The organism is Nosocomiicoccus sp. HMSC059G07, from assembly GCF_001815515.1.
GTDB classification, from domain to species: domain Bacteria; phylum Bacillota; class Bacilli; order Staphylococcales; family Salinicoccaceae; genus Nosocomiicoccus; species Nosocomiicoccus ampullae_A.
The window spans coordinates 1-11100 of the sequence record NZ_KV820778.1 but is presented as its reverse complement, the minus strand read 5'-3'; the positions used below and the strand labels follow the sequence as shown (position 1 = coordinate 11100).

The 11100-nt window shown below is 37.7% G+C and carries 13 protein-coding genes; 2 read left to right on the top strand and 11 right to left on the bottom strand.

Annotated elements, in window-relative coordinates:
• Window positions 1–182: 182 nt before the first annotated feature.
• From recQ to HMPREF3029_RS00430, 11 genes are all read right to left on the bottom strand, one after another.
• Entirely contained in the window at window positions 183–1952 is a 1770-nt protein-coding gene (gene recQ / locus HMPREF3029_RS00480; protein WP_070709193.1) for a DNA helicase RecQ, read from the bottom strand.
• Window positions 1953–2032: 80 nt separating this feature from the next.
• Window positions 2033–2914 (bottom strand): metal ABC transporter permease, encoded by an 882-nt coding sequence (locus tag HMPREF3029_RS00475; protein WP_070623507.1) that lies wholly within the window; start codon window positions 2912–2914, stop codon window positions 2033–2035.
• A complete protein-coding gene (locus tag HMPREF3029_RS00470; RefSeq protein ID WP_070623504.1) occupies window positions 2911–3786 on the bottom strand; it encodes a metal ABC transporter permease in 876 nt (291 codons plus the stop codon). The genes HMPREF3029_RS00475 and HMPREF3029_RS00470 overlap by 4 nt, the downstream gene beginning before the upstream one ends.
• Window positions 3774–4508, bottom strand: a complete 735-nt coding sequence (locus HMPREF3029_RS00465; RefSeq protein ID WP_070623502.1) for a metal ABC transporter ATP-binding protein — start codon at window positions 4506–4508, stop codon at window positions 3774–3776. Before HMPREF3029_RS00465 ends, HMPREF3029_RS00470 begins: the two co-directional genes overlap by 13 nt.
• 11 nt (window positions 4509–4519) lie before the next feature.
• Complete coding sequence (locus HMPREF3029_RS00460) at window positions 4520–5470, bottom strand: metal ABC transporter solute-binding protein, Zn/Mn family (protein WP_210391812.1); 951 nt, start codon at window positions 5468–5470, stop codon at window positions 4520–4522.
• Window positions 5471–5664: 194 nt separating this feature from the next.
• Window positions 5665–6570: a 5-oxoprolinase subunit C family protein gene (locus tag HMPREF3029_RS00455; RefSeq protein WP_070709191.1), complete on the bottom strand. Its 906-nt coding sequence runs from the start codon at window positions 6568–6570 to the stop codon at window positions 5665–5667.
• Complete coding sequence (locus HMPREF3029_RS00450) at window positions 6567–6815, bottom strand: hypothetical protein (protein WP_070709189.1); 249 nt, start codon at window positions 6813–6815, stop codon at window positions 6567–6569. Before HMPREF3029_RS00450 ends, HMPREF3029_RS00455 begins: the two co-directional genes overlap by 4 nt.
• 10 nt (window positions 6816–6825) lie before the next feature.
• On the bottom strand, window positions 6826–7041 hold the full coding sequence (locus tag HMPREF3029_RS00445; RefSeq protein ID WP_068129783.1) for a hypothetical protein: 216 nt from the start codon (window positions 7039–7041) through the stop codon (window positions 6826–6828).
• A 9-nt stretch (window positions 7042–7050) separates the two neighbouring features.
• Entirely contained in the window at window positions 7051–7647 is a 597-nt protein-coding gene (locus tag HMPREF3029_RS00440; RefSeq protein ID WP_068129780.1) for an aminotransferase class IV, read from the bottom strand.
• Window positions 7640–8722 carry an aminodeoxychorismate synthase component I gene (pabB, locus tag HMPREF3029_RS00435; RefSeq protein WP_070709187.1) on the bottom strand — a complete coding sequence of 361 codons (1083 nt, stop codon included), beginning with the start codon at window positions 8720–8722 and terminating at the stop codon, window positions 7640–7642. The genes HMPREF3029_RS00440 and pabB overlap by 8 nt, the downstream gene beginning before the upstream one ends.
• Window positions 8723–9301: an anthranilate synthase component II gene (locus tag HMPREF3029_RS00430; protein ID WP_070709185.1), complete on the bottom strand. Its 579-nt coding sequence runs from the start codon at window positions 9299–9301 to the stop codon at window positions 8723–8725. It lies immediately after the preceding gene.
• A gap of 75 nt (window positions 9302–9376) precedes the next feature.
• On the opposite strand from HMPREF3029_RS00430, the gene HMPREF3029_RS00425 reads away from it, so the two are divergent.
• Window positions 9377–10558, top strand: coding sequence for an MFS transporter (locus HMPREF3029_RS00425; RefSeq protein ID WP_070709183.1), 1182 nt, complete (start codon window positions 9377–9379; stop codon window positions 10556–10558).
• A 126-nt stretch (window positions 10559–10684) separates the two neighbouring features.
• Entirely contained in the window at window positions 10685–10936 is a 252-nt protein-coding gene (locus tag HMPREF3029_RS00420) for a GlsB/YeaQ/YmgE family stress response membrane protein (RefSeq protein WP_070623487.1), read from the top strand.
• The last annotated feature ends 164 nt before the right edge of the window (window positions 10937–11100 follow it).

Below are 11100 nucleotides of genomic sequence, written 5' to 3'. Positions count from 1 at the left end.
ATATTTTTTTATCTAACAAAAACGAGGCCGGATCCGGAGTTTTTGTTAATTATCCTAATATATCTCACACATTCAGACATTTTTTGTAAATAACCGACCAACCAACAACAGCCACACCCCTCACCACAATAAAAAGTCTTTTCATCCTCTAAAGATGAAAAGACTTCTTATTTAAATCAGCCCTATTTCTTACTATACTCTTCGACGACTTTTAAGAAGTGTGGGCTGTAATGTTTGAGTTTATAGTTTCCGATGCCGAGCAGTTTGATCATGTCGCCTTTTGTTTCTGGCATCTTTTTTGCGATTTCTTTTAACGACGCATCTGTAAAAATCTGCGCAGCATCTATATTTCGCGCCACAGCAAGTTCTTCACGCTTATCTTTTAGTTGCTGATAAAGAGCCTCGTTAAAACTAGATTCCGTCGATATGCTTACTTTTTCTTTAAACTGCGTGCGATATGGTACCGTGTAAATCATTTCTATACCGTTAAGTACCGCTTCACTCTTCTTCACGACGTATAACGTATCGTTTTCTAAATGTATATATCCTCTAAATACGAGTTCTTCGATTATGTGGTGAATTTCGCTCGTTAAGTAGTTCGATAATTGCCCGAACTGGCTGACTTCAGTCAAGCCAGAATCAATAATATTATCGTTCACTTCACCGCGCAGCACTTGAATCACTTTTTCAGGTGACAGCGACACTAGTTTAACGAGTGTCATAATAAGTTTCGCTTCCTCAGTCATATCAACTGTACGCGCGTCACTTTTACAGTTTGAACACTCCCCGCACTCAGTCACGTATTCATTTTTATCAAAATATTTTACGATAAACGACGACAAACATTTTGACGTTTCGTTATATTGAATCATTCGGTCGAGTTTTTCACGCATACTTTCTTTTACATCGTCACTCGCTTGTGATCGGTCGATGAAAAACTGTTGGAGCGCAATGTCTCTCGGGTTCGATAAAAGAATACATTGGCTCATTTTACCGTCACGACCCGCTCGCCCAATTTCTTGGTAGTAACTTTCCAGGTCTCCAGGTAAATTGTAGTGGATAATGAACCTGATATTCTCCTTATCGATTCCCATACCAAAGGCGTTCGTTGCAACGATGACTTTGACGTCATCCTTTATAAACGCATTTTGATTTTCTTCACGCTCAGACTTCGTAAGTCCTGCGTGGTAAATTCTGTTATCAATATTATTATCTGATAAAAAGCCACTGATCTTTTCAGTTTCTTTACGCGTCGCCGCGTATATAATGCCACTTTTGCCTCTATGTTCGTTTAAATAGTCAACGATAAAACGCTCGCGCTGGAACGTGTCATTGACAATTAACTCTAAATTGTCGCGTTTTACTGACGTTTTATAGACATCCGTCTCATCGATTTCTAAAAGCTCTATAATATTTTTCTCAACGTCTTCAGTTGCAGTCGCAGTTAACGCGACTTTTACCGCGTCTCCAATATATTCATTGATGACCGAAATAACGTCTTGATAACTTGGTCTAAAATCGTGTCCCCATTTTGAGATACAGTGGGCTTCATCGAATGCAACAAGCGGGACATTAATTCTCGAGATAATTTCTAAAAACTCTTCATTTTTAAAGCGCTCCGGCGCGACATATAATAACTCAATATCCCCATTTAATAATCGTCGCTCGATTCGTGCTTGATCTTTTTTTGTCATGTTTGAGTTGATATACGCTGCTTTAATTCCTTTATCGACAAGCGCTGTCACTTGGTCTTGCATAAGCGAAATTAACGGTGAAATGACGATCGTCGTACCGTCAAACATTAATGCAGGAACTTGGTAACATAACGATTTCCCAGATCCTGTTGGTAATACACCTAACGTATTTTGACCGTTTAAAACTGACTGTATAATTTCTTTTTGCTTTGGTCGAAACGTCTCTAAACCAAATGACTTTTTTAACACAGATTCCATACAACTCACCCAATCGTCCAACTTTTAAGCTAACTTATTATACATTAAATGATTCAAATATTAAAGTGAACTGAACTTTTCTATGAGTTATACGCTCGAGTTTCTTTCTTCATATAATTTTTATGATTGTACGCTTTTAATATACGCGTACCAATGTATACGATAAAGAACGTTGCCGTCGAAATTGAAGCGACTGCGCCTGAAATTGAGATGTCTAAATAGAACCCGATGTAACAACCAATGACACTGTTAATGACAGATATCACAAGAGACAATATAATCATTTTAAGTAAACTTCTGTTGACGATTAAATAACTCGTTGCTGCAGGTGCGATAAAAAAACTAATGACGAGAATCGAGCCGACCGCGTCAAAAGCAGCAACAGCAGTGACTGAAACGAGCGTCATTAAAACATAGTAGACAATCATCGCGCTAAATCCTGCGAGCGTCGCATACACTGGGTCAAAACTCGATATTTTTAACTCTTTATAAAATATTACGACAAATAAAACGTTAATAATAAATATAATCGACAACTGTACGAATGCGTACGGTAAGCTCACCCCGAATAGATCGATGCGGTTTAAAGGAGCATATAACACTTGGCCGAGTAATACCGCATCAATATCTAAGTGAACGTTTCTTGCGTAACGTGAAACGAGTATGACTGCGACTGCAAATAGTGCAGTAAATACTAAACCAATCGCTGCATCTTGACGCATCATTTTCGAGGCCGTAACGACATTAATTAAATACACTGTTAAAATTCCAACGAGTGTCGCCCCGATAATAAGTAGCGGCGAACGTAAGTCACCAGTTAAGAAAAAGACGACGACGATACCGAGTAAAATAGTATGACTGATCGCATCTGTTGCCATACCACTTTTTCTAAGTACGAGAAAAACTCCGAGAAGACTCGTCGATAATCCAGTCATGATAAGTACGAGTAATACTTCTATCATAGCGCTCCTCCTAACCGTTTATTACGAATTATTCGACTAATAAAACCTTTCGGTGAAAAGAGCATCGAAACGATGACGAAGAAACTGAGTGCTAATATAATGGCAGGACCTGTAGGGATACCAGTGAACGCTGTAGATACATATGTCCCTATAAATGCTGATAATGCACCAACAATAGATGCTATGGTCAAAACGACACCATAGCGATTCGACCAGAGTTGACCGATAACAGTCGGTGCAATTAAAATATTAACAATTAAAATCGCGCCGACGGCTTTTAACCCGACAGATATAATCGCTAATGTCATAATGAGTATCAATGCATTAATCAACTTAATGTTAATACCAATAGATTTCGCGTATATATAATCGAACATGTATATTTTTAATTCGTTATAAAAGATAAAGAAAATCGAAAGTCCGATGACAGACGTCACGATAATTAAGTACACATCACTTTTTAAAATATATGCCGCTTGACCGAATATAAAATCATCGATCCCTTGAGTCCCTCTATAGTTCGAGTGTCCTTGGACGTAACTTTTTAACGCCATACCAAGTCCAAAAAATCCTGATAATATGAGGGCTAGCGCACTATCTAACGGAATTTTAGACTCGTGTGTAATAAGTTGTATCAGAAAGAACGCCACTGCACCCATCACCATTGCACCGACGACGAGTATATATGTTTCCATCACATTGAATAGCATAAAGGCTAACACGACACCTGGAAACGTCGAATGTCCAATCGCATCACCAATTAAACTTTGTCCTTTAATAACGCTGACAGAACCGATGACTGCACTCGCGATAGATAAAATAACAGTTCCAAGTGCAACGACTTGGAACGTGTAACTCATTAAGACGTCCATGTGCCGACACCCTTTTCAAAATAAGCTGCATTTACATTTTCTTTTGTCCATGCGTCCTCGATTGTGCCTTGTGCGATAATTTGTTTGTTTAATATAACGACGTGGTCAAAATACTCTGTAACTGTCATTAAATTATGATGAACGACGAGGAACGTTTTTCCTTCTTTTTGAAGTTGCTTCATCGTCTTAATTATTAGCTCTTCAGTCGTAATATCTATACCTTGAAGTGGCTCGTCCATAATGTAAATATCCGCATCATGCGCAATCGCACGTGCGAGGAACACGCGCTGACGCTGTCCACCGGATAACTCAGAGATCTGACGATCTTTAAACGGGAGCATCTTCATCGTCTCTAATGCGTCATAAGCAATTTTCTTATCTTCTTTTGTCGGTCGTTTAATCCAACCTTTATGGACGTAGCGACCCATTAAAACGACATCAAAAACAGTAGCAGGGAAGTCCCAATTGACTTCCCCTTTTTGTGGTACGTAGGCGATATTTTTTAATGCCTGTTTACTGCTACTATTTTCGACGGTCACTTTTCCGGAAACTGGCTTTACGAGTTGCATAATCGCTTTAATCATCGTTGACTTCCCGGAACCATTTGGTCCAACGATTGCTGTGCACGTTCCTTTTTTCAACGTGAAATTTAAGCTAGAAACCGCTGGCGTATTATCGTAAGCGACTGTAACATCTTTCACTTCTATTACATTTACGCTCATGTGACTCACCCCTATTTTAAATGATCTACGATAACGTCGATGTTATGACGATACATCGTTAAGAACGTGTCTCCATCTTCTCCAACAGGCGCTAGAGAGTCAGATAATAATTCGTTACCGTCACTCACAAGTTCAACTTCTCCACCTTGTGCTTTAACGACTTCTTGGAGTCGTTTCATACGATCAGGATTAGTAGTCGTTTCTATAAAGATTGCTTTAATATTGTTTTCTACAATTTTATCTGCAGTTTGTTGAATTTGATTGTTCGAAACTTCACTGTCTGTCGACACACCTTGAGGTGCAAATACTTCCATACCGTATGCTCTTGAGAAGTAGTTAAACGCGTCATGTGGTGTGACAAGGACACGTGATTTTTCTGGAATTTCATCGATTCTAGATTTAATGTATGAATCTAGTTCCTTTAACTCTTCGACATATGCATCAAAATTCGCTTCATACTGCTCTTTACCATCTGGATTATTTTCAATTAGCGTTTCTTTTACACGTTCCATCGCTTGCTGATAAAGATCTAAATCAAACCAGAAGTGCGGGTCGACGACGATTCCTTCATCCTCTTCCATTTCTTCTAAATTGCTTTCGTTAAATTTTTCAGTTACTGACACTCCACTCGATAACACATCTGCCATTCGTCCTTCAAAATCTAAACCATGATAAAGAACGACATCCGCATTTTTAAGTGAATCTAAATCACTCGCTTTTGGTTCATATACGTGTGGATCCTCGCCTGCTGGGATGATTAAATGTGTATCAAATCCATCCACACCTTCCTCTAAAACAGAAACCATATCTTTTAAGAAAGTAGTCGTGACGACTAAGCTTGGTTTTCCTTCGTTTGATTCTTTCTTATCAGACTGAGACTCCGAATCTGAATTTCCATTACCACATGCAGCTAAACATAAAGTAACTACTGCTACAAATAGTAAATATATTGATTTTTTCATCATCAATACCTCCAATTATTTTTATAAAGTTTAGGTTATACTAAATTTATATTTTTGTAAAGGCTAAAATGAAATTCATAATTTAGACAAAAAGTCATTTAATAGTATTTAGCCCGTTTAATTTTTAGGTTTGTCTAATTTTTGAAAAATAAAAACCCGACAACAAATTAATGTTGTCGGGTAAAAAATTGTTATTACATTTTTTCTTTTACGAGTTCTTTACTGATTTTATAATCGATCGCTTTGAATAAGCTTTTCTTCCACATTTCGTAGTTGTATAAGTTGACGTATGCGTGCTCGACATCAATTTCAGTAAATTTAAGTTTCGAGTTTTTGGTTTTTTGAGCGAGCTTATGCATATGATAGCTCGGTATCGTTCCGATATGTGTGTATTCTGTGGAGTCTTCAAAGTCATTTAATGCGATAAACGGCTGGCCATCTTTTAAAAACACACCGCCCGATACACCGTAGTTATCGACCGAATCATCTGTATAATCGACCGCTTCACCTTCTAAATTAAGTGCGTAGCGGTATTTTTCAAACGTGACGGCATACGTGTCTTCTAACGTTCTATAGACAGATTCGTCGACACCTTTACGTTTTACGATATGGAAATTATCCGATAAATATACTTCAGCAAGTGAATACGATCCAATTCCCCATGACACTGTCGAACGATTTCGCATCATGCTAAAGATTTCGTCATGTAATTCAGTATAATCGCGTCGCATCGTAATTTCGTCTCCGGACTCTAATACGTTAGAACCGTTCGTTTTAATTCCGCCCGCGATCGCAAGGTAGACGCGTCCTCCACGGTCAGAATCGTGGAATGTTAATACGTCTCCACGGTCAAGTATGTACATACGGTTAGCAGATAGTTTTTTATCGCCAACTGTAACGTTAAATAGTGCACCAGAAAACGCGATTACTGTCGGTTCTGTAAATGCAATTTTAGCTGGTCGAATGACCATTTCGATTGTCTTTTCATCGACAGGGTTACCGACGAGTTTATTTGCGATTTTTGGAGATAAGTTGTCGAGTGCTTCAGATGATGAAACTACTGTAGACAGTAGTCCTTTATCTTGAATAATAATACTCATTTTAAAACACCTACCACTTCTTCGATCACTTCAAGTACAACTTCTGATGGGTCGATCATGCTTAGACGGTCCATCATTAACGTTGGATGGTACAAAATATTAACTGTAGATGTCGTAAATACGATATCGTATATTTCGTCTGTTTTTAACGTTTCAAATTTTTGCTGCATCAATTCTTTTTCGCTATCAGTCAGTGTTTTATTGCTTTGATAGGTCATTACACGTTCACCATTTTCAAAAATCATCACCATTCTCCTAACTGTCTGGATTGTAGAATATTTCTAGTTTTTGACTTACAAACTCTACGGTGTTATCCATGATCCAACCGACGAGTATAATACTTACGATGATACCGACGACTACGACGAGTAGTGCGACGAGTGTAATGTCATTTTCATATAAATATGTACTGATATAGAACGCCAATATAATGACGGCGACTAATATGCCTAATAATAATAGTGTAAACATAGTTCACTCCTAAACTTGTAGGTTCACTTTGACCCACTCTCTTAAACTATTGATTAAATAAATCGTAATCTCGTTATTGTTATATCGTTCGGTTAATTCATCTAAAGTAAAATCTCGTACACTTATAGTACCATTGTCTAATAAAAATTGTCTCATCACACCATTTAATAGACCACTTTTACTCGGTGTGAAATAACCATCATGCGTTTTAACGACGAGATTACCGATGTTAAACTCTGTGATTCTTTCCGTTTTATCATAGTATAACGCAAACGGATACTCACTTGTTTTATATTGTTCTCTCTTCGTCGTTTTATGTTTTAACCATTTCGTTTCTGTACAGTCCATTTGAATGACATTTGCGGTAATTTCTGTTGTTTCTTCTAACTTATCATGCATCAATGTCAAATCATTATTGTATAGTGCACGAATTCGGTATACGCCTTGATTTAAGTTATGTATTTTTACATAACTATTAACCGCTTCTTTTAAATCTATCTTGTTCAGATGAAATACTTCAGCCGACCGATTAATACGTCTATTATGATAGTCTAAACGCTTCACGACACCGTCTTCAAGGCGCATCGTTTCAATAAGTTCAGTCATATGCTTGCTCTAAAAATTTAGATTTTGTAAGAATTTCGTGATACTCACTCGTCTTATCAGAATTATACGTAATACCGCCGCCAGCTGCGTACGTATATTTATTGCCTTCGATGACAATCGTACGAATCGGTACGTTCACAACTGTCGTTTGATCTTTATATAAAAGACCGATTGCCCCGCAGTAATACCCACGCTTTGTCGATTCGAGCGCTTCAATAATTTCCATCGTCATTTGTTTTGGTGCGCCTGTAATCGATCCACACGGGAAGAGTGAGCCGAACACCTCGCTAAATGGTATATCTTTTAACTGACCTTCAACTGTCGACGTCATTTGAAATACTGTTTTATATTTTTCAATTGTAAATAAATGCGGAACATTCACCGTGCCACTTTGTGATATTCTCGATACGTCGTTTCTAAGTAAGTCGACGATCATTACGTTTTCTGCACGGTCTTTTTTAGAATTCTTTAAAAAGGCATAGTTTTCTTCATCTTGTTCTAGCGTTTCACCACGAGGAGCTGTTCCTTTCATTGGGCGCGTTCGAATCGTGCGGTCGCTATCAATTTCAAAAAACAACTCTGGTGACGCGCTAACAATCGCTAAATCACCGTGCTCAATGAACGCTGTGTAGCCACCATTATTTTCTTCAGTGAGTCTTTCATAGAGCGCATGCGCATCTCCTGAAAACTCCCCATGCATACGCGTCGTATAATTCACTTGGTACGTATGCCCATCTCGTATATAGTCTCGCACTTTCTCGATATTACTTTCGATTTCTTCTTGTGATTCAATCATTTTATACGGAGATAATTTATACGAACCATTTTCTCTTTCAGATAAAAAGACATCTCTCGATACTGGTGCATCGTAAATTGCAGCGAGAAATTCTGTTTCATCTTTTTTATACGACTCATATGTCACTGCAAAAAGTGCATATTGGTCGTTGTTTTGTGCAGTTTCTAACGCGTCTAATACATCTTTTAAAGGTGTTGTTTCATCGTATGTTTTAACCGGTTTTACAAAATACAAGTCTTCAACGACGCCATTTTTTGTGAAATTGATATGTGCTTTCATTTAGCATCTCTCCAATACGATATCGATAAAATTATTAATTTGTGCATGACCTTCTTCAGATAATATCGATTCTGGATGATATTGAAGTCCAAAAATGTCCTCCGTTTTATGGCGGATCGCCATTATTTCATCGTCTGCTGTGCCGACGACTACAAATTCGTCGTTATCGCCTTTACAGACGAGAGAATGGTAACGCGTAATCTGAATTGGATTATCGATATTTTTATAGATAAATTTTTCGTCGTGCGTGAGTTCATACGTTTCTCCGTGCACCGGACGTTTTAAATGTGTCACTGTGCCACCTGTCATATGCCATAACATTTGATGGCCGAGACAAATTCCTAAAATCGGAACTTTCCCCCAAGCAGATTTTAAAAACTCGATTACTTCAGGTCGGTCTTTCGGATGAGATGGCCCTGGAGAAACGACAATCCCTATAATACTTTCGTCATCTATGGTATTATTGTTAAGTTCATACGGTTGTTTCACGATTATATTTACACCTTTGTCGTTCATTTCTAAATAATGAACGAGATTATACGTAAATGAATCGTAGTTATCAATCATTAGTATATTCATAAAATTTCCTCTATATGTTAGTGATACGTTCTATTTTATACGAAATTTAATTTAATAGAAAGGCGGATACTAGCGATGGACAATAGTAATTTACACGATAGAATATGGACAAAAGATTTCATTATTATTTTATTTGCAAACTTCTTTATTTTTCTATCGTTTCAAATGACGTTACCGACATTACCGTTGTTCGTTCAAGACCTCGGTTTAGATAATAAATATATCGGTCTCGTCGTTGGGATATTTACTTTTAGTGCACTACTCATTCGGCCAGCTGCTGGGACGCGGCTTGACACAAAAGGTCGTCGTTACGTGTTCTTCTACGGTTTAATCATATTTTTAGTGTCGACATATTCGTTAACAATTAGTACAGTACTATTCGTCTTATTAATAGTTAGAGTTGTGCAGGGCATTGGATGGGGATCATTAACGACCGCAACAGGGACGATCGCAACAGACTTAATTCCGGCATCTCGTCGTGGTGAAGGTCTCGGATTTTTCTCTATTAGTGCGAATATTGCTCTTGCGCTTGGACCGGCACTCGGTTTATTTTTAGTCGATTACATTTCGTTTACGTGGTTGTTTATCCTCTGCGGAACATTAATACTCATTGCATTCATTCTTGCAACGCAAATTAATTATGTTAAACCGGATAAAGAAGCGAGTAAGAGTACGACGTATCACCGTTTTGATTTATTTGAAAAAACGGCGTTACCGGCTTCATTTTTACTTATGTTTGTGACATTTACGTTCGGTGGTATCGCAGCGTTTTTACCTGCATACACAATCGAACTTGGATTCTCGTCTCACAGCATTCAAATATATTTTGTCGTATACGCGCTCGCACTACTCTCTACTCGATTTTACGCGGGACAATTATTTGACCGCCACGGTATGGGAGTCGTATTCGTTCCAGGAATGATCATGATTACAGTTGCTATGTTTATGATGTTCTCTATGACATCAGCGACGACGTTATACATCGCAGCAATACTATACGGACTCGGATTTGGATTTGTACAACCCGCACTCCAAGCGATGGCAGTAAATCGCGCAGCGTCGAACAGGCGTGGTATGGCAAACGCAACGTTCTTCTCATTTTTTGATTTAGGAGTTGGACTCGGAGCGTTAATATTTGGATTCGTGTCAGATTTATTTGGTTATTCGTACATTTACTTAATCAGCGCGATAAGTATTATCATCGCTTTTAGTTTTTATTTGGCCTTTGTATTTAAGCATCGAAAAGAAAAAGCATAAAAGTTTTTACTGTAAATGTTTATAACATATATAGTCGGGTATGTAATATATATCAGATAATAATACTGGTATTTAATAACACATTTAGTTTATTTAATATATGAACTACTTATAGGAGGAATTTTTATGTTAGGATGGCTTTGGACATTAATCGTTGGTGGTATCCTTGGTTGGATCGCCGGCTTAATCATTAGTAAAGACATTCCAGGTGGTGTTATTGGTAACATCATCGCAGGATTAGTCGGTGCATCAATTGGTAACGCACTTGGATTAAATATTGGACCAACAGTTGGTGGCATGAGTATCGTAGGCACACTACTCGGTGCGATTATCTTAATCTTAATCGTATCATTCATTTTTGGACGATTAAGAAAATAATTTTTAAAACAGAGAAACTCCGTAAGGTTGATAGCCTTGCGGAGTTTTTTGTTATTCTCAAAGTGTAATAATTCAACTTCGCTTTATTTTATTTAACAAAAAAGTGGTGATTTTGTTAGATATCCGGATTTATTTAAGTTACGTCCATATAATTGTGTAAAATA

Bases quoted from the DNA above. Each gene is read 5' to 3' on its own strand.
- recQ (WP_070709193.1), bottom strand. From the start codon at position 1,952: ATGGAATCTGTGTTAAAAAAGTCATTTGGTTTAGAGACGTTTCGACCA.
- HMPREF3029_RS00475 (WP_070623507.1), bottom strand. From the start codon at position 2,914: ATGATAGAAGTATTACTCGTACTTATCATGACTGGATTATCGACGAGT.
- HMPREF3029_RS00470 (WP_070623504.1), bottom strand. From the start codon at position 3,786: ATGGACGTCTTAATGAGTTACACGTTCCAAGTCGTTGCACTTGGAACT.
- HMPREF3029_RS00465 (WP_070623502.1), bottom strand. From the start codon at position 4,508: ATGAGCGTAAATGTAATAGAAGTGAAAGATGTTACAGTCGCTTACGAT.
- HMPREF3029_RS00460 (WP_210391812.1), bottom strand. From the start codon at position 5,470: ATGAAAAAATCAATATATTTACTATTTGTAGCAGTAGTTACTTTATGT.
- HMPREF3029_RS00455 (WP_070709191.1), bottom strand. From the start codon at position 6,570: ATGAGTATTATTATTCAAGATAAAGGACTACTGTCTACAGTAGTTTCA.
- HMPREF3029_RS00450 (WP_070709189.1), bottom strand. From the start codon at position 6,815: ATGATTTTTGAAAATGGTGAACGTGTAATGACCTATCAAAGCAATAAA.
- HMPREF3029_RS00445 (WP_068129783.1), bottom strand. From the start codon at position 7,041: ATGTTTACACTATTATTATTAGGCATATTAGTCGCCGTCATTATATTG.
- HMPREF3029_RS00440 (WP_068129780.1), bottom strand. From the start codon at position 7,647: ATGACTGAACTTATTGAAACGATGCGCCTTGAAGACGGTGTCGTGAAG.
- pabB (WP_070709187.1), bottom strand. From the start codon at position 8,722: ATGAAAGCACATATCAATTTCACAAAAAATGGCGTCGTTGAAGACTTG.
- HMPREF3029_RS00430 (WP_070709185.1), bottom strand. From the start codon at position 9,301: ATGAATATACTAATGATTGATAACTACGATTCATTTACGTATAATCTC.
- HMPREF3029_RS00425 (WP_070709183.1), top strand. From the start codon at position 9,377: ATGGACAATAGTAATTTACACGATAGAATATGGACAAAAGATTTCATT.
- HMPREF3029_RS00420 (WP_070623487.1), top strand. From the start codon at position 10,685: ATGTTAGGATGGCTTTGGACATTAATCGTTGGTGGTATCCTTGGTTGG.